Origin of the sequence: Streptococcus oralis subsp. dentisani (assembly GCF_007475365.1) — a bacterium.
GTDB classification, from domain to species: domain Bacteria; phylum Bacillota; class Bacilli; order Lactobacillales; family Streptococcaceae; genus Streptococcus; species Streptococcus mitis_AX.
This window is the reverse complement of the sequence record NZ_CP034442.1, coordinates 25,073-48,643: the sequence shown is the minus strand read 5'-3', so window position 1 is coordinate 48,643 and position 23,571 is coordinate 25,073. Positions and strand designations below refer to the sequence as shown.

Sequence of the window (23,571 nt, the reverse complement as noted above, 5' to 3'; positions counted from 1 at the left end):
AAACGAATGGACTATCAAGCTGTCATTCCTGAATTTGTAGTATCTGACATAGAAAAATCACGCCACTTCTACTGCGACCTGCTAGGATTCTCTGTCGAATACGAGCGTCCAGAGGAGAAATTTCTCTTCCTCTCGCTTGAAGACTGCCAACTTATGCTAGAAGAAGGCAGCGCAGAAGAATTAGCTCAGCTGACCTATCCTTTCGAGCGCGGTGTCAATATTTCCTTTGGCATTGCGGATGTTCCTCAGCTCCACCAAAAACTGCTGGCAGCTAACTATCCCATCCATCGTCCCCTGACAAAAAGAGAATTTCGAGTAGGAGATAGCTTTATATATCCCCATGAATTTGCGATTTTGGATCCAGATGGCTATTTTTTAAGATTTAGCGAATAAAATAATAGAAACCTACAATACTGTGGCTCGTTGTAGGTTTCTTTTTTGTTCGTTTTTTTCATTGAAACACTAACAAAACATTTGATTTCTAAAGCTATTTAGTGTAAAATAATGACATTAACGCTTTGACGTTCTATTATAGTATCATTTTACTTGTTTATGTCGTGAATTGGCACGACGTTTCTACAAGGTGCCGGAACACCTAACAATGAGTATGTCAGCTGAAGGTATGGTGTTGCCATGCCTATTTTGGGGACTTACTTAGGGAATTAAGTAGGTCCTTTTTCTATTACATACTAGAAACTCTAGACAAGCAAATGAAGCATCTTTTAGACTTTAGGAGGTCTTATGAAATTATTAGAAGAACGCATCCTTCAGGATGGGCATATCTTGGGTGACAACATTCTCAAGGTAGATTCCTTTTTAACCCACCAGGTTGACTATCGTTTGATGCGAGAGATTGGTAAAGTTTTTGCGGAAAAATTTGCTTCTGCTGGCATTACCAAGGTCGTGACCATTGAAGCGTCAGGCATTGTCCCAGCTGTTTTTACAGCTGAAGCCTTAGACGTTCCCATGATTTTCGCCAAAAAAGCTAAAAACATCACCATGAACGAAGGCATCTTAACTGCCGAAGTCTACTCCTTTACCAAGCAGGTGACCAGCACGGTTTCCATCGCTGGAAAATTCCTCTCACAAGAGGACAAGGTCTTGATTATTGACGATTTCCTTGCTAATGGACAAGCTGCCAAAGGCTTGATCCACATCATCGAACAAGCTGGCGCAAAAATCGAAGCTATCGGTATTGTTATCGAAAAATCCTTCCAAGATGGTCGTGACTTGCTCGAGAAAGCCGGCTATCCAGTTCTATCACTCGCTCGTTTGGAACGTTTTGAAAATGGTCAGGTCGTATTTAAGGAGGCAGATCTCTAATGCAAAAACAAGAAAAACACTCGCAAGCAGCCGTTCTTGGCTTACAGCACTTACTAGCCATGTACTCAGGCTCTATCCTAGTTCCTATTATGATTGCGACAGCTCTTGGCTATTCAGCTGAACAGTTGACCTACTTAATTTCCACAGATATCTTCATGTGTGGGGTGGCTACCTTCCTCCAACTCCAACTCAACAAATACTTTGGGATTGGACTACCAGTCGTTCTCGGAGTTGCCTTCCAATCCGTCGCTCCTTTGATTATGATTGGTCAAAGTCACGGTAGCGGTGCTATGTTTGGTGCCCTTATCGTTTCTGGGATTTATGTAGTTCTGATTTCAGGCATTTTCTCAAAAGTTGCCAATCTTTTCCCATCTATCGTAACGGGCTCTGTCATTACCACAATTGGATTGACCTTGATTCCTGTCGCTATTGGTAATATGGGAAATAACGTTCCAGAGCCAACTGGTCAAAGTCTCCTACTTGCTGCTATCACTGTTCTGATTATCCTCTTGATCAACATCTTTACCAAAGGATTTATCAAGTCTATCTCCATTTTGATTGGTCTGGTTGTTGGAACTGCCATTGCTGCTACTATGGGCTTGGTAGATTTCTCACCTGTTGCAGCAGCACCGCTTGTCCATGTCCCAACTCCCCTCTATTTTGGTGTACCGACTTTTGAAATCTCCTCTATTGTCATGATGTGCATCATCGCAACAGTTTCCATGGTGGAGTCAACTGGTGTTTATCTGGCCTTGTCAGATATTACCAATGACCCAATCGACAGCACGCGCCTGCGCAACGGTTACCGCGCAGAAGGTCTGGCCGTACTTCTCGGAGGAATCTTTAACACCTTCCCTTACACAGGATTTTCACAAAACGTTGGTTTGGTTAAATTGTCAGGTATCAAGACTCGCCTGCCAATCTACTACGCAGCTGGTTTCCTAATCCTCCTTGGACTCCTTCCTAAGTTTGGTGCCCTCGCCCAAATCATTCCAAGTCCTGTCCTTGGAGGTGCCATGCTGGTGATGTTTGGTTTTGTTTCCCTTCAAGGAATGCAAATCCTAGCGCGCGTTGACTTTGCTAACAATGAACACAACTTCCTTATCGCAGCTGTATCCATCGCTGCAGGTGTCGGACTCAACAATAGTAATCTCTTTGTCAGCATGCCAACAGCCTTCCAAATGTTCTTCTCAAACGGAATCGTCGTGGCAAGCCTCCTCGCCATTGTACTCAATGCCGTATTAAATCGGAAAAAGAAATAAAAAAAGAGGTACGAACCTCCAGATTGAAGAAAAGTTCATTTTGGACGATCTCTTCAATCTTTTTCTTTCGGTCCAAAATAAGACTACCCTTGAAAAAGTTGGAATAATAGCCCTTCTGAGAAAATATACGTTAAATCAGAAATTAAATTATTTCCAAAATAATTGTAAGAGTATCCACTTTCTAATAGGTCGCTCAAAAAGTTTTAAAAATCATAAAAACGCATAATATCAGGCATTCAAAAACCTTGATATTATGCGTTTTATCAGGGAAAAATTTGCTAGATTTTCTCCTCAAATTGAGTCATTACCCAGCCTCTTCTATTATCTTCTTTTACCCTTTTTTACAGGCATGAGCGTAATGTCTCTCAAGCTAAAGTAGGCTAGAGCCAGCATGGCGATTGTGACAAAGAATTCTGTCGGTAATTGGAAGATTTGCAAGATGGACAACATCAGCAAAATCAAGAGAGCAACAACTACAAAGACCAAGATAACGATGTTGACTGTTCCTTTGATACTTTGGGGTGTCGCAAATACATAGAGTAGTAATAAGAGTATCCCTATGATTAAATAGACCATCTTTATCTCTTTCTAGCTCTTATTCAGCTGATTTTTTCTTTTTGTTGGCTTTCTCGCGCTCTGCCTTGTTGAGGATTTGCTTACGCAAACGGATAGACTCAGGCGTTACTTCCATGTACTCATCGTCATTCAAGAACTCAAGAGACTCTTCAAGGGTCAAGATACGAGGTGTCTTGATAACCGCTGTTTGGTCCTTAGTAGCTGAACGGACGTTGGTCATTTGTTTAGCCTTGGTGATATTCACTGTCAAGTCATTCTCACGAGAGTTTTCACCGATGATCATTCCTTCGTAAACCTCAGTACCTGGATTGACAAAGATGGTACCACGTTCTTCGATAGACATGATTGAATAAGTTGTAGCCTTACCAGCATCGATCGAAACAAGGGCACCACGGTGACGTCCACCGATTTCACCTGGAATGAGTGGCAAGTATTGGTCGAAGGTATGGTTCATGATACCGTAACCACGAGTCATTGACAAGAACTCAGTTGAATATCCGATCAAACCACGCGCTGGAACAAGGAAGACCAAACGAGTTTGACCATTACCAGTTGAAATCATATCCAACATTTCACCCTTACGTTCAGAAAGGCTTTGGATAACAGAACCTTGGTATTCTTCTGGAGTATCGATTTGAACACGTTCAAATGGCTCACATTTAACACCGTCAATCTCTTTTACGATAACTTCTGGACGAGACACTTGAAGCTCATAGCCTTCGCGACGCATGGTTTCGATCAGGATTGACAAGTGCAATTCTCCACGACCTGAAACAGTCCATTTATCTGGTGAGTCCGTTGGGTCAACACGAAGGGAAACGTCTGTTTGCAATTCTGCTTGCAAGCGTTCTTCCACCTTACGAGAAGTCACCCATTTACCTTCTTTACCAGCAAATGGTGAATTGTTGACTAAGAAAGTCATTTGAAGTGTTGGTTCATCGATGTGAAGGATTGGAAGTGGTTCAACAGCGTCTGTTGGAGTAATGGTTTCACCGACAAAGATGTCTTCCATACCGGAAACGGCAATCAAGTCACCTGCTTTGGCTTCTTGGATTTCACGACGTTCCAAACCAAAGAAACCGAAGAGTTTTGTAACACGGAAGTTCTTCGTTGTACCATCTAGTTTAGAAAGGGTAACTTGATCCCCAACTTTTACACTACCACGGAAGACACGACCGATACCGATACGACCAACGAAGTCATTGTAGTCCAAAAGTGAAACTTGGAACTGCAAAGGCTCATCTGAATTGTCGACTGGAGCTGGGATATGGTCGATAATCGTATCAAAGATTGGTGCCATTGTTTTTTCTTGATCAGCTGGATCATCTGACAAGGAAGAGGTTCCGTTGATAGCTGAAGCATACACCACTGGGAAGTCAAGCTGGTCATCATCTGCACCAAGCTCAATAAAAAGTTCCAATACTTCATCCACTACTTCTGCTGGACGAGCTGATGGTTTATCGATTTTATTGACAACCACGATTGGGACGAGGTCTTGTTCCAAGGCTTTTTTCAATACGAAACGAGTTTGGGGCATGGTTCCTTCATAGGCATCTACGACCAAAACAACACCGTCAACCATTTTCATGATACGCTCAACTTCTCCACCGAAGTCCGCGTGTCCTGGTGTGTCCATGATATTGATGCGAGTTCCGTTGTAGGCAACGGCTGTATTTTTAGCAAGGATGGTAATTCCACGCTCTTTTTCGATATCGTTTGAGTCCATAGCGCGCTCTGCTAATTCAGTACGTGCATCAAGAGTTTCTGATTGTTTCAATAATTCGTCAACGAGGGTTGTTTTACCGTGGTCAACGTGGGCGATAATCGCAATGTTACGGATATCTTCTCTTAATTTTGTCATGATTTCCTCTAATATTTAAATTTTTATTTCTAACTGAACAATTATACCACAGTCTCATTCAAAAATCACAGTTCAGCTAAGTGTAAATGTTTTCACTCTCCTTTTCTAAGCAAGGCAACTCTTTTCAAAGTCAGAGACTTATGATAAGATAAGCTAGTATGCGTTTAGATAGATTATTAGCCCAAGAAAAGGTCAGTCGCAAGGCTATGAAACAGGCTCTATTAAAAAAAGAAATCCTGGTGGACGATTGTCCAGCCAGCTCCCTAGCTCAGAATATCGATACAGGGCTACAAGAACTCCTTTTTCAGGGCCGTATCATTCGAGGCTATGAGCACACCTACCTTATGCTTCATAAACCTGCTGGTGTCGTCACAGCTAATAAAGACAAGGAACTACCAACCGTTATGGACCTCCTTCCACCTGACATCCAGTCTGACAGTCTCTATGCCGTCGGCAGATTAGACCGCGATACGACAGGACTACTGCTTTTGACAGACAATGGACCGCTTGGTTTTCAACTCCTTCATCCCCAGTACCATGTCGATAAATCCTATCAAGTGGTAGTAAACGGACCGCTCACGTCAGACCATATCCAGCAGTTTAAGGAAGGAATCGTCTTTTTAGATGAGATCACTTGTAAACCAGCAAAACTAGACATTCTGTCCGCAAGTCCAACCGAGAGCCGTGCCTCTATCACCATCTCAGAGGGAAAATTTCATCAGGTCAAGAAGATGTTTCTATCAGTTAGTGTCAAGGTGACTGCACTAAAACGCGTCCAGTTCGGCGATTTTACATTAGATTCAGAGCTAGCAGAAGGGCAATACCGTCCCTTGAACCAGAAAGAGTTACAAATTATTAAAAACTATTTAGAGATAAGTCGATAAAACAAAAAAAGCTTTATGTTTGAAGCTTTTTTTGTTTTTGCTTATCTAAAAACTATTGCAATGGCTAATATCCAGTTAAGGACAGAAACTACAAGTCCTACAATATTGAGAATTTTTTCTGTTTTATAGTCCAGTCCAGATTCTTTTTGATATGAAATAGCCAAGACCAATCCTATGATACCCAAAACCAGACCTACTATTGGAGATAGCAAACCGAGCACAATAGATAGGATACCTAAAATAAGTGAAGGTTTTTTCTTTTGTTGTGAATTCATATTATAAAATCTCCTTAAATTTAATATAAATGATGATACCTTAAGATACTAGCTTTATCTACCATTCAACAGTTTTTAATAAAATATTAGCTAGTCTTGACCTTACCAATCCAAGAATCCAATCCATAAGAGAGGATATAAATCTCAGAGAAACCTTGTTTCTTCAAATAAAGTGCTGCATTGGTCACTCGTTGTCCGCGTTGGTTTTCGTAGAGAAGGACAGGTTTATCCTTGCGAAGGGCTGCAAGGCTTGACTTCAACTGATTTGAAGGAATATTGCGGGCTCCGAGGATATGTTTTCTGTGAAATTCTGCTGGTTCACGGACATCAATCAACTGCCCTTTCCGAATCAAGGCTTCAAATTCTGCATTGTCCACAATCTTAGCCGCACGACGAATACGAAGGTAGTTATAACCCATCCATGCCGCCATCGCCAGAACGATTCCCCAAACAATCCAAATTGTCATAAGTTCTTATCTCCATTTTTCTCTATGTAGTCTAATTCTATCTTGTGCTCTCTACGAAGAACAGCTTCCGCCTCTAGATAGTCTAGCTTGTCCATCAGACCTGCATCATAGATCCGAGAGAGTTCGAGCTTCATCAGTTCAATATCATACAAGCGTTTCCCCATGTAAACAATAATGCCAAACTGTTTGAGAAATTGCTGCACATCATAGAATGTTTTCATAGCTTTCATTCTAACAGATTTTATACTTTTTTTCAATACTGGACCGGCTCTTTCCCCCTATTTTCTTCGTCTTCATTGCCCAATCTTCCGCAAGTGTGGTACAATAAAAACATGAGAATTCAACAACTACACTATATTATCAAAATCGTCGAAACTGGCTCTATGAATGAGGCAGCTAAGCAACTCTTTATCACCCAACCCAGTCTCTCTAATGCAGTTCGAGACTTGGAAAATGAAATGGGCATTGAAATCTTTATCCGCAATCCCAAGGGCATTACCTTGACCCGTGATGGGATGGAGTTTCTCTCCTACGCTCGTCAAGTTGTCGAGCAAACCCAACTTCTGGAGGAACGCTATAAAAATCCTGTCGCCCACCGCGAACTCTTTAGCGTGTCGTCTCAACACTACGCCTTTGTAGTCAATGCCTTTGTCTCCCTGCTCAAGAAAAGTGATATGGAAAAATACGAGCTTTTCCTTCGTGAAACTCGGACTTGGGAGATTATCGATGACGTCAAGAACTTCCGTAGTGAGGTTGGTGTCCTCTTTTTGAACAGTTACAACCGTGATGTTTTAACGAAAATGCTGGACGACAACCACCTCTTGGCCCACCACCTCTTTACCGCCCAGCCTCATATCTTTGTCAGCAAGACCAACCCTCTAGCTAAAAAAGACAAGGTCAAACTGGCTGATTTGGAAGACTTCCCTTATCTGAGTTATGATCAGGGGACGCACAACTCCTTCTACTTTTCAGAAGAGATTCTTTCACAAGAGCACCACAAGAAATCCATTGTAGTCAGTGACCGTGCCACCCTCTTTAACCTCTTGATTGGTTTGGACGGATACACGATCGCAACAGGGATTTTGAACAGTAACCTCAATGGAGACAATATCGTTTCTATTCCACTGGACATTGACGATCCGATTGAACTAGTCTATATCCAGCATGAAAAAACCAGCCTGTCTAAGATGGGCGAACGCTTTATCGAATACTTACTAGAAGAAGTTCAGTTTGATAGTTGATAAGCCGTCAGACATATTTTATAATATTTCTTAGAAAATAATGATTGGAGAATATCGTTGAAAAAGTTTATATTGGCAAGTGCTGTTGTCCTTTCAATGGCAGGATTTGCCCAAGCACCTATCTACGCAGAGGAAAGCAATGCTAATCCTCCTGCTACCACCGAACAAAGCAACTCTAAGGAAGATAAGAAAGATCTTTCAACTAAAACTGAAGAGGAGGTTGCAACACTTCCAAAAGACAAGGCAAAAGAAGAAGCTCCTAAAAAAGAAGGATGGCAGGAAGAAAACAAACAGTGGCGTTTCTATGAAAACAATCAGCCTGTCCTCAAATGGAAAAAAATTCAAGATAAGTGGTACTATTTTGACAACGATGGAAACCGACTCAATGATACCATTTTTGATGGCTATGTTCTCAATAAAGACGGGGTCATGGTAGAAAATGGCTGGGTAGCTCTTGAGGGTAAATGGTACTACGCCAGTGAGTCTGGAAAAATCATCCAACAAAAATGGGAAAAAATCGGAGGAGTTTGGTACTACTTTGACAAAGATGGTGTCATGCTCACTCAGACAATCGTTGATGGTTATCTCCTTACCAAAAGCGGGGCTATGGCGGAGAATGGCTGGGTAAAGGTTGACCAAAATTGGTATTATGTCACACCATCTGGCAGAATCTCGCAAGACAAATGGGAGAAAATTAATGGTTCATGGTATTATTTTGACAAAAACGGCGTGATGCTCAGCAAAACGACCGTTGGTGCTTACCTGCTCGGCAGTAGCGGGGCTATGGCGGAAAACTCCTGGGTGAAGATTGACCAAAATTGGTATTACGCTAATGAATATGGGAAATACAGCCGAGACAAATGGGAGAAAATCAAGGGAACTTGGTACGCCTTTGAACAAAATGGAGTCATGCTTTCCAATAAATGGAAAGGAAGCTACTACCTCAAATCTAGTGGAGCCATGGCTGAAAAAGAGTGGATCTTTGACAAGGCCTACAACAGTTGGTTCTATCTAAAAGCGAATGGAACCTATGCGGCTCGTGAATGGATTGGAGCCTACTATCTCAAGTCTGGTGGCTATATGGCCAAAAATGAGTGGATTTATGACGACTATTACAAGGCTCGTTACTATTTGGACGATAGCGGACATTATGTATCAGGAACCTACAAGATAGACGGCAAGGAACACCTGTTCCAAAAATACGGCCAATGGATTTCTGAAGTTTCAACAGAAGGTGGATTTGTAAAAGGTCAATACAGCAATACCATTTTCCTAGATCCCGGACATGGCGGTCGAGATTCCGGCGCCTTTTACTACAATGTAGCCGAAAAAGATCTCAACATGCAAGTCTATCGCAAACTGCGCGCTAAGCTAGAAGAACTAGGCTACAAGGTCCTCACATCACGTGACAGTGATATCGACGTTGATTTTAAGACTGAGCGTTCAAGAATGGTAAATAAAACCAACTCTGATATCTTTATCAGTATCCATTTCAATGCTACTGGAAACATTCACTCAAAAGCGAGCGGTATTCAAACCTACTCCTATAGCGATGAACCTGATTATCCAAGTAAGATTAATAAATACTGGCACAATCACCCTGATCGTATGAGTGAAAGCAAACGCCTCGCTGCTGCTATCCACTCCTCTCTCCTTGCAGAAACAGGTGCCAAGGACGCTGGCTTATTGGAAAGCAGTTTTGCCGTTCTACGCGAAACTGCCAAACCAGCCGTCCTCCTAGAACTCGGTTATATGGATAATTTCACTGAGAATCAACAGATTCGTGACGATCGATACCAAGATAGACTAGTCGCAGGTATTGTGAAAGGCATCCAAAAATACTACGCTGGTAAATAAAAACAAAGTCTCGAGAAACCTCGAGACTTTTCTATTTATCTTCTTTTTTATCCTTATCAGGAAAGAGGTAGCCAAGTCCTACACAAGCTAGCACTCCTGCACCAATCACCAAACCACTTGAAATTGGCAAAAGGTCCAAAATAGCATTTGCAATGATAAAGGCAATAATCAAGCACATGAGACTAGCCTTATAATCTTTTTTCAAAAAGTTTTCTAGTGTGAAATAGAGGAACAATCCTACCGGAATGAGCGACCAGAGGTTGACATCCAAACTTGGCCATCCAACAAACCCGAAATACAATACTAGCGCAGCAGCTGCTAAGAATACAAGTCCCAATAATTTTTTCATTTTTTTGTCTCCATTTTCTTTTTTTGGTTCTTGAGTTGTCTGATACTGACCCCTCACGTCCCTTACATGAATCATTATAGCAGAGGAATTTTTCAAGAACAAGCCCTTTTGCCTATCTGGTCAATATCTCTGTCTAAGTGGTTGAGTATTTGTAACAAAAGAAAAAGAAGCCCTAATGGGCTTCTTGATTCTGCCGATTGCAGGGATCGAACCTGTGACCTACGCGTTACGAGTGCGTTGCTCTACCAACTGAGCTAAATCGGCGGCTACCTTTTTAGTATAGCACTCTGAGAATAGATGTCAAGAAATTTTCTTCTCCATTAGAAAAAGCCTGTCCTGAGACGAGGCTTTGAGTTTCTTCCTCTTAGGATCCTGCACTTTCGTAGGCGTCTAAGCCCCTGTCCCATAGTTTCAAAGAAATGACAAAGAAGACAAGGGAAATTAGAATCAAACCACCGATATTAAAGAAGACATCCTTGTCCTGTAAGAAATAGCTGGCAGGATAGTAGGCCGTAAAAGCGAAAGGCACGATAAAGCTAATCAACCAACGAAGAAGCGAATTGTAAATAGAAATAGGATACTTGGCAAAATCATTGAACATATAGAAAATGTAGATCATAGCTCCTGACTGCTTGGTCCAAAAAGCGATACTGGCTGTCGCGATTTTCAAGGAAGTATAGATCAAGGTCGCAAAGGGAATACAAACTAGGAAAAGTAGAAATTTAGGAAGAGTCCAAGCAATGCTTGATACTGTTGTCGCTAGTAAAATTCCACCAACCAAAAGTTCGCCCAAGGCATCAATCTGAAAGGTCTCGACTAGGATGTGAAAGAGAGGATTGATAGGACGAGTCAGGTATTTGTCAAATTCTCCCTTTCGCACCAAGCGTTGCCCCAGTGCCCAGAGATTGTCAAAAAAGAGGTGATCCAGGCCCTTTGGAATCAAGGAAAAGCCATAAATAAAAGCAATCTCTTGAAAGGTCCAACCCTCTAGCGAGGGGATGTGTTGAAAGATGACATTGAGAAACAAGAGGTTCAAGCCTTGGGTCAGAAACACTCCCAAAACACCAACCACAAAATCTACCTTGTATTCCATGATTTGCTTGATGTATTGTCTGATAAAAATCAGATGCATGCGTTGATATTTTTTCATACTAACCTCCTTGAATGGTGATAAATGACTGGACTCGTTTCCAAATCAACTGAGACAAGCCCACCATCACTAAGAGCCAGAAAAGCTGGAGTAAAAACGCCTGAAGAATCTGACTAGCATCGTATTTTCCAACAATGATCATGACCGGAGTATAGATCAAAGATGAAAAAGGCAAGAAGGAGAGAATATCTGAAACCACCTTGGGAAAGAAAGCCAAGGGAATCAAACTTCCAGACATAAAGGCCACTATGGAAGTCTTGAGTAGATTGGAACCCCATAGATTTTTAAACACAAAGGCTGAAAATCCAAAGCAGATATTAAAGAAAAAGTTAATCAGATAAGCGAGCGTTAAGCTAAAGAGATAAAGGACAGTTAACCCCAGCACTTCTAAAATGCCTTGCCCTGATAAAATTTTCATCAAGACAATAACACTTAAAAATGGCAGTCCAACAGAGATAAAAATCAACCACTTGGAGCCAAGCTCGGTGAAGAGATAAGAGGCCGCAAAATGCACTGGTCGCAGCAAGCGCATGATAATGGAGCCATCCTTGACCTCCTCTCCAATCATAAAGGACGAATCCGACCTGGTCAGAAGATTAGTCACAAAACTCATGATGATATAAAGGGTGATATCTGCCATACTGAAGCCCTGAATCAAAGACTCTTGCGACGAATCAAAGACTGCCTTCCAAAGATAGAAAGCGACAAAGGCTCCCATGACATCGCCAATCCGATAGAGAATAAAATTGACTCGATAGGTAATCAACTCCTGAATGCCCGCATTGATAAAGGGTTTATAACGTCTCCACAATTTGACCATCTTAGAGCTCCTTCCGATAGAAGCGACGGATAATATCCTCAATATCCGTATCCATCATCTTCAAATCACGGACTTCAAAATCAGACAGGGTTTGCTTGATAATATCAGCCGACTGGTAGCGGGAACTGTCGAATTCTATATTGAGGCTGTTTCCTTGTCTATCAATGGTCATATCCGAAAAACCTTCATAGTGAGAAAGGAGATGACTTTGACCTGACACCAGTTCAAAAGAAAGAGTCTTCATCTTGCCAAATGTTTCCTTGAGCTGGCTAACCGTTCCATCAAAAATCTCCTGCCCCTTATCAATCATAAAAATTCGATCACAGAGTTGCTCAATATCACTCAAGTCGTGAGTGGTCAAGAGAATGGTAGTCTCTTCCTCCTGATTGATCTGAGTAATGGCCCGACGAATGTTATCCTTGACCGAAACATCCAACCCTATGGTCGGCTCATCTAAAAAGAGAACCTTGGGATTGTGAAGCAAGGAAGCCGCAATATCCGCCCGCATCCGTTGACCCAGTGAAAGAGTCCGCACAGGATCATTGATAAAGTCCTTCAAATCCAAGACTTCATTCAAAAAGTCCATACGCTTGTGGAAGAGCGAGTCCGGCACATCGTAAATCTCCTTCAAAACCGTGTAGGTCTCTTGCAGTGCCAAATCCCACCATAGCTGGGTGCGTTGCCCAAAGACCACTCCAATATCCTTGACATAATCCTGACGATTGTCCTGAGGAATCTTACCGTTAATACGACAAAAACCAGATGTCGGCTTTAAAATCCCTGTCAGCATTTTTATGGTTGTCGACTTCCCAGCACCATTGGCCCCGATAAATCCTAAAATCTGCCCTTTTGGAACCTCAAAAGTCAAATCCTTGACCGCTTCAAATGTCTGCTTTTCAGGATGAATAAAGGAGCGCAAAGCTCCCTTCAAACCTGGTTCCTTCACTGTCTTCACAAAATTTTTCTGAAGATGTTCCACTTCTATCATTGCCATAAATCTCTCCCTATAGCAAGGAATAGCAACATTGTATTTTTGGCTACAAATATCTAAATCCTTACTTTCTACACCTTCTACACCTTCTACATTTTATTACTACAGAAGGCTTTATACCAACCTATTATAGTCCAATAAAAACTAGAATGCAAGCGTTTGCCTATAGATTATGAAATTAGAGATTTCTCTCTTAAAAAAATACTTTTAATCAAAAATTCTGGTTTCATAGTTTCCTTAAAACACCAAAAAACCTGCCCATTGGGCAGGTTACGAATTGTAAAAAGCAAACTATTTTGATCAATATGATTCACTATTTAATCAAAGAACTAATCTTTCATAATTCTTTTCACAATCCCATTTCTATCAATTAGAAAACAATCTGGAAAGGTCATCTGCTCCCATTTTTCATAATCAAAACTGGAATCAAAGTGATGTAGTAGTATTCCTATCAAATTCCCGTGTGAACTAAGTAAAATCATTTTTTCTGAGTATCTCTCTTCCAATTCCATTAAAAAATTTAGTACTCTAGCTAGTGCATCTTGATTTGATTCCCCTTCTGAAAGAGATTCACTGGGATTTTGCCATAAATATTTAATACTGTCTTCAAACTCAGAATCTTTTATAAAGGTTGAAGATAATTTTCGCTCTCGTAACCGATTATCAAGAACTATTTTATCAAATTGAATTGGCGAGCTATTAATTGTTTCAAATGCTCGTTTATAAGGACTAGAAAAATAATAATCAATATTAAAAGAATTCAAAAACTCTAACTGGTCAAGAGATGAAAATCCTTTTTCTGACAAAGTTCTATTAAAATCATCACTTGAAAATCTTGAATGAGCATGTCTAAGTAAAATATAAGAATTATTCATAAGTCATTCCTTTCAATTATTATCATCAGTCTCAATGGATTTTTAAGCCCTCAATTATTCTCTAAAAATTCTTTAATGCGAGAAACAATAGCATCGCTTTGATAATGATAGAGGTCGTGAGGCGCATCCATATAGACGACTTGAACATTAGACTGGTCGCTTGCAAATCTCTCTGCATAACGTTGCCACTCAAATTGGCTAAAGCTAGTACCATCACCATTAGAAACCATTAGTAAGGTGGGAATTTTCGGATTGATGTTTGAGGGAACTTTCTTGGCATTTTCCTTCACCGTTTGGGATTCATGAAGCATGGCTTGTGACATCAACTGCTTATAAGCTAGAAGTTTATATTGTTTTCGTTCATTTTCGGTCAGAGTTTGATTTTTTATATAAAAAGACTCAGGGAAGTAGCGTAATAAACCAATCTTGCTGCTCCAATATGCCACAGTGAGCAAGGACTGATTCTCCTTTAAATCTTCATAACTTGATGGCAATGCCCAATCTAAACCAACCAAAGCTTTCACTTCATCAGGAAACTTCTCCTGCCAAGCCAGACTCTCTAGACTAGCCATGGAATGAGACAGAATAATAAACGGCCCTGTGATATTTGCTTGCGAAAGAGCTTGGCGAGTCTCAGACAAAACCTCCATCACATCTCTTGAATGATTACTATCATCACTATAACCATATCCCGCCCGCTCCACGATAACTACCTTATACCGTTTCGATAAGGATTCCAATACTTCTTTAAAGTCCAAGATAGGAGAAGCAATACCAGCACCTGAGAGAACTACTATAGTCTCAGGACCATCCCCTTCAACGTAAATATTTATTTGATGTCCATTGACGAGAACTTGTTGCCCCATAGGTGTCAGTGAGGCTTGTTCCTTTTCTAAACTGATACGGTGAAAGATGAATGTAGCTAGCAAAAACAAAAGAATGAAACTAAGAAAGCCAAGACTACATTGTTTTAGTTTTTTCATAGCATTATTGTACAAAAAATAGAACCTTTTAGCAACTTAAGATTGGTTCTTCTACAGTATATTCGCTATATATTCACACACAAAAAACCCACCCAATGGGCAGGTTTCTGTTTTGTTTAGTTCAGCTAGATTAAGCTTTACCTTCTGAACCGAATACGTCGATACGTTCTTCAACTGATGCTTGGATAGCTTTTACACCGTCAGCCAAGAATTTACGTGGGTCGAAGAGTTTTTTCTTGTCGTATTCTGCTTCGTTAGCTTCGTAGTCACGAGCAAATTTACGAGTTGCGTTAGCGAATGCGATTTGGCATTCAGTGTTAACGTTAACTTTTGCAACACCAAGTTTGATAGCTGCTTGGATTTGGTCATCAGGGATACCTGAACCACCGTGCAATACAATTGGGAATCCTGGTACAGCTTCAGTCAATTTTTGCAAGTGGTCAAGGTGAAGACCTTTCCAGTTTGCAGGGTATGGACCGTGGATGTTACCGATACCAGCTGCCAAGAAGTCGATACCAGTTGCAACCATTGCTTTAGCATCTTCGATTGGAGCCAATTCGCCATCACCAATGATTCCGTCTTCTTCACCACCGATAGTACCAACTTCAGCTTCTACTGATACACCATTTGCGTGAGCAAATTCTACAACTTTACGAGCTTTTTCAAGGTTTTCTTCAACTGGAAGGTGTGAACCGTCAAACATAACTGAAGTATAACCAACTTGAATACACTCAAGTGCATCTTCGTAGTGACCGTGGTCAAGGTGGATAGCTACTGGTACAGTGATACCCATTGACTCAACAAGGTTAGCGATCAAGTTGCGAGCAACTTTGTAACCACCCATGTATTTAGCAGCACCCATTGAAGTTTGGATCAAAACTGGAGCTTTTTTAGCTTCTGCTGCGCGCAAGATAGCTTGAGTCCACTCAAGGTTGTTTGTGTTAAATCCACCAACTGCATAACCGTTGTCACGAGCTGCTTGGACAAATTTTTCTGCTGAAACGATTGCCATTTGTCAGGCCTCCTATATATTTTTTGGGACATCCCATTTACATTGTTCATTTTATCACTTTTTGACAAAAAAAGCTAGTTTTTCCCATACTTTAGATTGAATTTCTTATAGCTCAATCTATGCAAACCCTTTCTTCTCTTAGTCTTGGGCTATTTTAGGATAAGACATGAAGAAGGTCAAACGATCATCTTGCATCTCAAAATGATAAGGTAATTTCTCATGTTCTAATAAACTTTTGACCACAAAGAGTCCCATTCCTGAACCCTTGGCCTTGCGACTAGCATTTTCAGAAAAAGACTGGGCCAATTTTTCTTGTTCTTCAGGACTACAGCTATTCTCGATAAAGAGTTCCCCTTCTCTCTCCCCGATGCGGACCAAGCCGCCTAGAGTAGAGTGCTTGATGGCATTGCTGATGAGATTCGATAGGATCAACTTCATCACAGATGGGTTTATGTAAGCCTGCTGATGGATCAAGCTATTGTCTATCTGAACTTTTCTTTCCTTGGCTAGTAAAGCATAATCCTTAACCAGAGTTTGCGTCATCTGAAGGAGGTCAACCTCTTCTTTCTCCTCTCGAATTTCCTGCACAGAAGAGAGAGAAAGTATCTGGAGAACGTGGTGACTGAGGTCGTCCACAATCCCCAAGGCAACTCCCAGATAGTGGTCTCTATCCTTATAACGACCGATATTTTCTTTCATATTTTCGATTAGGATTTTGAGACTAGCCAGAGGGGTTTTCAGCTCATGAGAGGCCCCTCGTAGGAACTCAACCTTCATCTTTTCAAGCTGGAGAATAGCTTCATTCTTCTCATGCAAGTCCGCAATAACTGTCAAAAGGTGCTGGTAGAGGCTATTGATTTGTTCCTTGAGATCACCTATCTCATCCTTAGAGTCCACGCGCAACCTTACTTGAGCATCCAGTTCCATCATCCGACGGGTCACCCGCTTGATTTCCAAAATCGGGGCAACAATGGTTCGAGCATAGATGTAGGCTACCAAGAGGGAAATCAGAAAAGATGCCAGTAAGGTATAGGGAAGAAATTGTAGACTAATCTGCTCTGCTTCCTTTTGCAAATCCATCGAAGCTAGAAATTGCAGAGTCATGGTGCTACCATCTTGCGTTTTCACCTCACGCTCTTCGATAAAGAGGGAAGTAGTTTGACGGTCCGTATCCAAAGGAAGGTTGTCCTTGACTTCTAACTTGTCCTCAGTCATCTCTCCCTTGACGGCCCCCTTGATATCACTAGTCTGGGAATACAAGTCTAATACTTGCTCGATACTCTGCCTATCCTTTCCTTCCAGGGACTGGGAAATGGCTGTCGCTTTCTGACCAATGCTTTCCTGACGATGACTCAGATAAGTTGACGGAAAGAGAAAATAAATGGCTAAATGAAGACAGACGACCAGAACACTAAAAATCGAGAAGGTATAGATAAATATCTTTGTAAACAAACCTGTTCGTTTCATTTTCGCTCCAATTTATAACCAACATTACGCACAGTGAGGATACAATCCAAGTCTAGCTTTTTCCGCAGTTCCTTGATATAAACATCAATGACACGGTCAAAGGGAACCTCATCTGTCACCTTCCAGACAGCATCGATTATCTGAGAACGAGTCAAGGCCCGTCCTTCATTTTTCACCAGATAGTCCAAAATTTCCAGCTCTTTAGCATTGATAGCGACTTCCTCACCTGCTAGGCTTGCACTGTAGCTCTCAAAGTCCACCTTGGTATCCTTATAGGAGAAGATTCGTCCCGTATCGTAATAGCGCTTGAAAATCGCGTCCACCCTCACTTTTAAGAGGGAGAGGGAGAAAGGTTTTTCCAGATAGCCGTCTGCCAGAGAAGCAAAGGCACTCATCTTGTATTCTTCATCCTGAAATGCTGTCAACATCAAGACAGGAACCTGACTGGTTTTACGAATCTCAGCTAGAACTTCTAAACCATTTAGTTTGGGCATCTGGATATCCAGCAGTACTAGAGCAACTTCATAGCTGGAAAATTTTTCCAGAGCTTCCTGACCATCTGCTGCTTCAATGGTTTCATAACCACAATCCGTCAAATAGTCACTGATCCCCTCACGGATCATCTCCTCATCTTCTACAATTAAAATTTTCATAGAAAAACGTTTCACATTCCTTTAAGTTTCTTGTTAATCTCTCTGTTTCATCTTGATAGGAAGAGGCCTTATAAAGATGAAATAGATAAAAATGCTACCTATATTATACCCCATTTAGGGGAGAATAGGTAGCAAGTTTTTTATTCGCTATCGAGCAAGAGCTCTTTTGGTTGTTTTCTGAGGAGATTGCTTGAGGCAAGAGCCATAACGAGAACCACTAGAACCAAGGCAAGGACAAAGACAATGATAAAGTCTGATATCTGAATGGAAATGTCTAGGCTCGACAAGGTCTTGCTAAAGCCATCTACTTCTGCACCACCACCAAGGTTAGAAGCTTGAGCTGCCTTGCTGGCTTGCTTGGCAACACCTGAAGTAACATTGGCAAGGACGGTGTTTCCGATTGCACGAGCTGTATAGTTGGCTAGGAAGTAAGCAGAAACTAGAGCAGGGATGGCAATCAAGATCGATTCGGTGATGAATTGCCCCAAGATACTTGCCTGCTTGAGACCGATAGAGAGGAGGATTCCCACTTCCTTGCGACGGGCGTTGATCCAAAGACTAAGCAAGAGTGCAAGGAGAAGGACTGAGAAGCTCAAGCTACCCCAGAAAAGGAGGTTGGCCATCTTGTACATACCAGAGATGGATTGCTCTAGAGCTGGGTAGTTAGAGGAGCTCTTCACAAGTGTGTAGCTCTTCCAGTTAATACCACTGATACCATTCAACTCTTTCATGACGTCATCCAAGTTCTTGTCTGCTGTTACAAAGAAGGTTGCATCCCCATAAATAGCTGTGTCTTCTGTGTATCCATAAAGTTTTGCAGCAGTGTGAATGTCTGTGATAGCTGTGTTTTCATAGAGTTCTTGTGAGTAGGTTACTGCTGACTTATTGTGACCATCAAAGAGTCCCTTGATCGTCACTTCGACTGTTTCTTTAGCACCTTTTTCATTGTCTGCATCATAGACATTAGAGTCCAGTTTAACCTTGTCCCCAACCTTCCAGCCGTGTTTGGCTGCCAAGTCCTTGTGCATGAGGATTTTGTCTTTGTCGTCGTTGGTTAGGTGCTCACCTTCAACAAGCTTATATGAACCAGAGACAAATTTATCTTCTTTAGAGGAGTCATTGACACCTGTAAGCATCAAGCTGCTTCCAAACCGTTTGGCACGGTCTGCAGTGAGATTTTTCTTGGTTTCTGGCGTTTCAATGAGGTCGTATCCAGTCAAATCTCCGATAGCGTTGATGCGTTTAACATAAGACTCGATGGCCTTGTTTTCGGTGATTTTTTTGATATCCTCACCCTTGATATTCCCAGAACCACGTGGCGTCCCTTGATTGACGCGACGATTAATTTGCATGGAGAAGCTATTGGTGATATTCTTAAAGGTCTCCTGAGAAGCCTTGGCAGTAGCTCCCTTGATCGATAAACCGACCAAACTCAAGCTCGCCATGAGGAGAATAATCAGGAAGATAACAATCGATTTGAAAAACTTCCTTGTAACATAGGCAAATGCGTTGTGTAACATAGGTTCCCTTTCTAGATTTTGTTCGTTTTTATCATTCTATCAAAACAAGCTCATCTTATTTTGTAGTATTGCGAGTTTCAGTCAGTTTCTTATCCTTCAATTCAAGTGTAATATCTGACGCTTGTGCCACTTCTTTACTGTGGGTGACGACAATCACACATTTACCTGTTTTCTCAGCAAGTGATTTGAGTAGTTCGATAATATCTCCAGCAGTTTTAGGGTCCAGATTTCCTGTTGGCTCATCAGCTAGAATAACTGGAGCTTCTGATACCAAACTGCGAGCGATGGCAACACGTTGCTGTTGCCCACCTGATAACTGGAGAACGTTCCGCTTGATCTGACTTTCATCCAAACCAAGATCAAGAAGTGTATCCTTGCTTGCCTTTTTGTTGACCAAGCGGATATTTTCCAGTGGAGAAAGGTAATCAATCAAATTATAATTTTGAAAGACTAGAGAAATATGGTGCATGCGGTGATAAGAATATCCCTTATTTCGAATGTCCTCTCCTTGGAAAAGGATAGAACCTTCGACAGGACTATCTAGACCAGCAAGCAGGGACAAGAGAGTGGATTTTCCTGCTCCTGACTCACCAATGATACTATAAAATTTCCCGGGTTCAAAATTATACTTGATCTGATATAAAACTGCTTCAGCAGTGTTCTTATAACGGTAGGTAACATCTTGCAATTGTAATAAAGTCATGATTTCTCCTTCTTAACTAATAGATGATAAAATTTCTTTTGGCGATTTTCTAAATAAGAATAGGAAACAAAGGGCTACAGACAAGCAGCTAATCAGGAGCAGAAAGACATAGGATTCTGCAAAGGATAGGAGACTAGTTGATAGACCGCTTGCTTTAGCTAGCGTGTCTTGTAAGGTTGCCTGATCTCCGCTTGCTAGTACGGTTTGTAGCAGATAGGATGTGATTGCGTTTCCTGCAACAAATGCTGGAAGCAAAGCTCCGAGAGATACCAAAACTACCTCTAAACAGAATTGTAGGAAGATTGAGATCTTGCTTTTTCCAAGTGCGAGTAAAATCCCCACTTCGTAGACCCTTTCTCTCAACCAGAGGGACAAGACCAAAATTAAGGCCCCTGCTCCTGCTATCAACATCCCATAAAGGAAGATGGTGAGGAAGGTTTGGAAGGTTGCAACTGAGTCTTTGATTTGTTCAAAGGCCTTGTTTTCCTTCTCGACTTGGTAACCTTGACTTTCCAAAGCCAAGTTTTCCACCTGCTTCATGAGTCCGTCCATTTCCTTAGGATTTTCTACATAGAAGCGTGCTGCACTGACTTGAGGTTCACTATTTCCCAAAAGGGTTTGGCTACTTTCATAGTCTGTAAAGACTTGGTTTTCACTGAAGTCAGAAGATAAGCCTGTGAACTTTTCTTGTTTTTTACCAGAAAAAATGCCGACAATCTCAAACTCTACTGTTTGTCCTTTTCCAGCTTCGGACTGACCAGCGTCCAAGCGAATCTTGTCATGAAGCGAAAGACCGTTCTTCTTAGCCAACTCTTCGTGAATAAGGATTTTCTTGAAATCTCCTTTTTGAAGGTGTCGCCCTTCTTTTAGATTGAAAGCCGAACTGGTAAAGGTGACATCCTTGGAGGAATCCTCAAGAGCCATTAAGCTAACCAAGTTCTTGTCCGCAGCCGACAAATCATCACGTTCAACGCTCTGCTCACCACTCACCGCTTCCTTGTCTTTCAGCTTTGCGACCGTTTCGAGTTCAGGAGAGACATTTTCCAGTCCCTTAATCTTGCTCACGGATGCTAGGTCCGATAACTTGAAGGTCTGACCGTTCTCTATCTTCTTAATAGAAAAAGAGGTATTGAGAGATTTGTACAGATTTGTTTCTACTGTTTTGTTGGACTTCATCAGAGTCAAACAGGCTGAAATTCCTGCTAAAAGGACAAATAAAATCAGAAATAAAATAAAACTTCTCAGTCGTTTTCTGCTGACATAAGCCCAAGCTCTTTGGATTGGATTCATTTGTCACCTCCATATTTGTAAGACTATTATAAAATTCAAATATGAAATGTTTATGAAATCGAAAAAATTTTTTGATTTATTTTTTGAAAAAATGAAGAAAGCTAGCAACTGCTAACTTTCTTCATATTAGAATACGTTTTACCAATCAAAAATCGATTCCATGCCATAAATGATAGTTCTTGATGCCAATACCTTCCGATATCCAAACTGCCTCCTCTAGCCTTCTTTAGAAAAACAAAAAGAGCTAGCCAAAGCTAACTCTTATCCTATGCGGAGAGAGGGACTTGAACCCTCACGACCTAAAGCGGTCACAGGATCCTTAGTCCTGCGCGTCTGCCAATTCCGCCATCCCCGCGTCGATTACTTTACTAGTATATCAACTTTCAAAATCTTTGTCAACACTTTTTTCAGATTTTTTTCATTTTTCCAAGGGAATTATTCTTTAATTTCATCAAGATTTTCATCCACCAATTTGGCTCCCAGAGTGTTCTTAAAATGTCCAAGAGCAAACTGATGATTTTCTGGCCAGATGGAGGCAACCGCAGGCTTGACAACCTCGATTTGATAACCCAAATTATAGGCATCAATAGCCGTATGGAGAACACAAATATCTGTCAAAACACCAGTTAAGATGACTGTATCAACTCGACGTTCTCGCAAGCGGATATCTAGGTCCGTACCTGAAAATGCTGAATAGTGACGCTTGTCCATCCAAAAGACACGGCTATCCCCCTCATGTTCAGCATAAAAGTCAGCTAGGGGACCATAGAGATTACGACCACTAGTTCCGATGATGTTATGCGGTGGAAAGAGCTTGCTTTCTGGGTGGAATGTATCCTTCTCCTCATGAGCATCAATAGTGAAGAAAACATAGTCTCCACGATCAAAAGCCAGTCTGGTCACCTGAGCAATCGCCTCAGAAATAGCTTGAGCAGGAGCACCTGCTGTCAATTTTCCATGATCTGCTACAAAATCCTCTGTATAATCAATCGAGATTAAAGCCTTTGCCATTAGTAGTCCCTCTTTTTCACTTCCTCAAAGATATCTGAAATCAATACTTTGAGATAAGTTCCCTTCATTCCTAGTGAACGGCTTTCAATAATTCCTGCCGACTCTAGCTTACGGAGTGCATTGACGATCACTGAGCGCGTAATACCAATACGGTCTGCAATGACCGATGCAGTTAATTGTCCTTCATTTCCATTTAGCTCAGATAAAATAGCTGAAACAGCACGAAGTTCTGAGTAGGAAAGGGTATTAACTGCCATGGTGACAGCCGTACGACGACGGATATTTTTCTCATCTTCTTCACGTTGGAAGTTCAAGAGTTGAATCCCCACAACCGTGCTCGCAATCTCAACAAGAATCAAATCCTCATCTTCAAATTTCTTGTCATTACGCCAAATAATCAAGGAACCTAGGCGAATCCCTGATACATGAATGGGAGCAATGGTTGTCAAACCATCTGGAAAATCCGCACGGCTCTCTACTGGGAAAATGGTCAAATCATGTTCAACAGGAAGATTGGCTTCTGTATCATAGATCATGTTTGCCCCTTGTACATAGTCATCTGGGAACGTCTTGGTTTGGAAAAACTGCTCTACACGGTCTGTATTAGTTTTATAGCGCATAAAGTAGCCCAAAAGACGGCCCTTGCTATTGACAATACAGGCATTGCAATCAATAATGTCTGCTAGTTGACGTGTAATGGCATTGTATGGAAGTTCATCCTGCATTTGCTCTTCTGAGCGTTTTAAAATTGATGTAATTTTTCTTGTTTTTTCTAATAAATGTGCCATTTTTTACCTCGCATATAATCGCTTCCATTATAACATAGAAAAGTCTTTATTTCAATAATTATCTGAAAATTGCTTATTGAATTGCAATTTTTAAAAGCAAAAATATTTTATAAAAATAGCAATTTTTTATTGACATTCTGTTTTGGTTTTTATATAATAATATTATAAGAAGATGGATTAAAGTTCCCCTTCCCATCTCACCTTTCCTTTACT

The 23,571-nt window shown here is 41.2% G+C and carries 25 protein-coding genes, 2 tRNA genes and 1 riboswitch; of the genes, 6 read left to right on the top strand and 21 right to left on the bottom strand.

Going from position 1 to position 23,571, the window contains the following annotated elements:
• Positions 1–6 precede the first annotated feature (6 nt).
• From EJF26_RS00270 to EJF26_RS00260, 3 genes are all read left to right on the top strand, one after another.
• On the top strand, positions 7–393 hold the full coding sequence (locus tag EJF26_RS00270) for a bleomycin resistance protein (protein WP_000386215.1): 387 nt from the start codon (positions 7–9) through the stop codon (positions 391–393).
• Positions 394–526: 133 nt separating this feature from the next.
• Positions 527–622: riboswitch (purine riboswitch) on the top strand.
• A 119-nt stretch (positions 623–741) separates the two neighbouring features.
• Positions 742–1,323, top strand: coding sequence for a xanthine phosphoribosyltransferase (locus EJF26_RS00265; RefSeq protein WP_000770433.1), 582 nt, complete (start codon positions 742–744; stop codon positions 1,321–1,323).
• The gene (locus tag EJF26_RS00260) at positions 1,323–2,585 is read left to right on the top strand and encodes a nucleobase:cation symporter-2 family protein (RefSeq protein ID WP_001171654.1); all 1,263 of its coding nucleotides are present in this window, start codon (positions 1,323–1,325) and stop codon (positions 2,583–2,585) included. The genes EJF26_RS00265 and EJF26_RS00260 overlap by 1 nt, the downstream gene beginning before the upstream one ends.
• 321 nt (positions 2,586–2,906) lie before the next feature.
• Here the strand turns inward: EJF26_RS00260 and EJF26_RS00255 are convergent, their stop codons facing one another.
• Together EJF26_RS00255 and typA are read right to left on the bottom strand one after the other, a co-directional pair.
• Positions 2,907–3,161, bottom strand: coding sequence for a DUF3165 family protein (locus EJF26_RS00255; protein WP_000262659.1), 255 nt, complete (start codon positions 3,159–3,161; stop codon positions 2,907–2,909).
• Positions 3,162–3,180: 19 nt separating this feature from the next.
• Positions 3,181–5,022: a translational GTPase TypA gene (gene typA, locus EJF26_RS00250; protein ID WP_000164119.1), complete on the bottom strand. Its 1,842-nt coding sequence runs from the start codon at positions 5,020–5,022 to the stop codon at positions 3,181–3,183.
• A gap of 158 nt (positions 5,023–5,180) precedes the next feature.
• Here typA and EJF26_RS00245 point away from each other — a divergent pair, with 158 nt between their 5' ends.
• Positions 5,181–5,906 (top strand): 16S rRNA pseudouridine(516) synthase, encoded by a 726-nt coding sequence (locus tag EJF26_RS00245; RefSeq protein WP_001235075.1) that lies wholly within the window; start codon positions 5,181–5,183, stop codon positions 5,904–5,906.
• 41 nt (positions 5,907–5,947) lie between these two features.
• On the opposite strand, the gene EJF26_RS00240 is transcribed toward EJF26_RS00245, so the two are convergent.
• From EJF26_RS00240 to EJF26_RS00230, 3 genes are all read right to left on the bottom strand, one after another.
• Positions 5,948–6,181 carry a hypothetical protein gene (locus EJF26_RS00240; protein WP_001088142.1) on the bottom strand — a complete coding sequence of 78 codons (234 nt, stop codon included), beginning with the start codon at positions 6,179–6,181 and terminating at the stop codon, positions 5,948–5,950.
• Positions 6,182–6,267: 86 nt separating this feature from the next.
• Positions 6,268–6,648 carry a rhodanese-like domain-containing protein gene (locus tag EJF26_RS00235; RefSeq protein WP_000158120.1) on the bottom strand — a complete coding sequence of 127 codons (381 nt, stop codon included), beginning with the start codon at positions 6,646–6,648 and terminating at the stop codon, positions 6,268–6,270.
• The gene (locus tag EJF26_RS00230; protein WP_000646473.1) at positions 6,645–6,878 is read right to left on the bottom strand and encodes a YqgQ family protein; all 234 of its coding nucleotides are present in this window, start codon (positions 6,876–6,878) and stop codon (positions 6,645–6,647) included. The genes EJF26_RS00235 and EJF26_RS00230 overlap by 4 nt, the downstream gene beginning before the upstream one ends.
• A gap of 102 nt (positions 6,879–6,980) precedes the next feature.
• Here EJF26_RS00230 and EJF26_RS00225 point away from each other — a divergent pair, with 102 nt between their 5' ends.
• Together EJF26_RS00225 and EJF26_RS00220 are read left to right on the top strand one after the other, a co-directional pair.
• A complete protein-coding gene (locus EJF26_RS00225; RefSeq protein ID WP_001222585.1) occupies positions 6,981–7,889 on the top strand; it encodes a LysR family transcriptional regulator in 909 nt (302 codons plus the stop codon).
• 57 nt (positions 7,890–7,946) lie between these two features.
• Positions 7,947–9,746, top strand: a complete 1,800-nt coding sequence (locus tag EJF26_RS00220; RefSeq protein ID WP_000713515.1) for an N-acetylmuramoyl-L-alanine amidase — start codon at positions 7,947–7,949, stop codon at positions 9,744–9,746.
• A 31-nt stretch (positions 9,747–9,777) separates the two neighbouring features.
• On the opposite strand, the gene EJF26_RS00215 is transcribed toward EJF26_RS00220, so the two are convergent.
• From EJF26_RS00215 to codY, 16 genes are all read right to left on the bottom strand, one after another.
• The gene (locus tag EJF26_RS00215) at positions 9,778–10,095 is read right to left on the bottom strand and encodes a hypothetical protein (RefSeq protein ID WP_000734656.1); all 318 of its coding nucleotides are present in this window, start codon (positions 10,093–10,095) and stop codon (positions 9,778–9,780) included.
• A 191-nt stretch (positions 10,096–10,286) separates the two neighbouring features.
• A tRNA-Thr gene (locus EJF26_RS00210) sits at positions 10,287–10,359 on the bottom strand.
• Between the two features lie 100 nt (positions 10,360–10,459).
• Positions 10,460–11,245, bottom strand: coding sequence for an ABC transporter permease (locus EJF26_RS00205; RefSeq protein WP_000760731.1), 786 nt, complete (start codon positions 11,243–11,245; stop codon positions 10,460–10,462).
• Position 11,246: 1 nt separating this feature from the next.
• Complete coding sequence (locus EJF26_RS00200; RefSeq protein WP_000240147.1) at positions 11,247–12,065, bottom strand: ABC transporter permease; 819 nt, start codon at positions 12,063–12,065, stop codon at positions 11,247–11,249.
• A 1-nt stretch (position 12,066) separates the two neighbouring features.
• The gene (locus EJF26_RS00195) at positions 12,067–13,059 is read right to left on the bottom strand and encodes an ABC transporter ATP-binding protein (protein ID WP_001240802.1); all 993 of its coding nucleotides are present in this window, start codon (positions 13,057–13,059) and stop codon (positions 12,067–12,069) included.
• A gap of 326 nt (positions 13,060–13,385) precedes the next feature.
• On the bottom strand, positions 13,386–13,931 hold the full coding sequence (locus tag EJF26_RS00190; protein WP_001066188.1) for a histidine phosphatase family protein: 546 nt from the start codon (positions 13,929–13,931) through the stop codon (positions 13,386–13,388).
• Between the two features lie 50 nt (positions 13,932–13,981).
• On the bottom strand, positions 13,982–14,914 hold the full coding sequence (locus tag EJF26_RS00185) for an alpha/beta fold hydrolase (protein WP_000734358.1): 933 nt from the start codon (positions 14,912–14,914) through the stop codon (positions 13,982–13,984).
• Positions 14,915–15,044: 130 nt separating this feature from the next.
• Complete coding sequence (locus EJF26_RS00180) at positions 15,045–15,926, bottom strand: class II fructose-bisphosphate aldolase (protein ID WP_001019005.1); 882 nt, start codon at positions 15,924–15,926, stop codon at positions 15,045–15,047.
• Between the two features lie 138 nt (positions 15,927–16,064).
• Complete coding sequence (gene vncS / locus EJF26_RS00175) at positions 16,065–17,393, bottom strand: sensor histidine kinase VncS (RefSeq protein WP_000831384.1); 1,329 nt, start codon at positions 17,391–17,393, stop codon at positions 16,065–16,067.
• On the bottom strand, positions 17,390–18,046 hold the full coding sequence (vncR, locus tag EJF26_RS00170) for a response regulator transcription factor VncR (protein ID WP_000697938.1): 657 nt from the start codon (positions 18,044–18,046) through the stop codon (positions 17,390–17,392). The genes vncS and vncR overlap by 4 nt, the downstream gene beginning before the upstream one ends.
• A 140-nt stretch (positions 18,047–18,186) precedes the next feature.
• Positions 18,187–19,566 (bottom strand): ABC transporter permease subunit Vex3, encoded by a 1,380-nt coding sequence (vex3, locus tag EJF26_RS00165; protein WP_000903004.1) that lies wholly within the window; start codon positions 19,564–19,566, stop codon positions 18,187–18,189.
• Between the two features lie 55 nt (positions 19,567–19,621).
• Entirely contained in the window at positions 19,622–20,269 is a 648-nt protein-coding gene (gene vex2, locus EJF26_RS00160) for an ABC transporter ATP-binding subunit Vex2 (RefSeq protein WP_000173733.1), read from the bottom strand.
• A gap of 12 nt (positions 20,270–20,281) precedes the next feature.
• A complete protein-coding gene (locus EJF26_RS00155) occupies positions 20,282–21,559 on the bottom strand; it encodes an ABC transporter permease (RefSeq protein ID WP_001068262.1) in 1,278 nt (425 codons plus the stop codon).
• Positions 21,560–21,828: 269 nt separating this feature from the next.
• Positions 21,829–21,914, bottom strand: a tRNA-Leu gene (locus tag EJF26_RS00150).
• An 80-nt stretch (positions 21,915–21,994) separates the two neighbouring features.
• Positions 21,995–22,570, bottom strand: coding sequence for a cysteine hydrolase family protein (locus EJF26_RS00145; protein ID WP_001029641.1), 576 nt, complete (start codon positions 22,568–22,570; stop codon positions 21,995–21,997).
• Positions 22,570–23,358 (bottom strand): GTP-sensing pleiotropic transcriptional regulator CodY, encoded by a 789-nt coding sequence (gene codY, locus EJF26_RS00140; RefSeq protein WP_004246012.1) that lies wholly within the window; start codon positions 23,356–23,358, stop codon positions 22,570–22,572. Before codY ends, EJF26_RS00145 begins: the two co-directional genes overlap by 1 nt.
• Positions 23,359–23,571 lie beyond the last annotated feature (213 nt).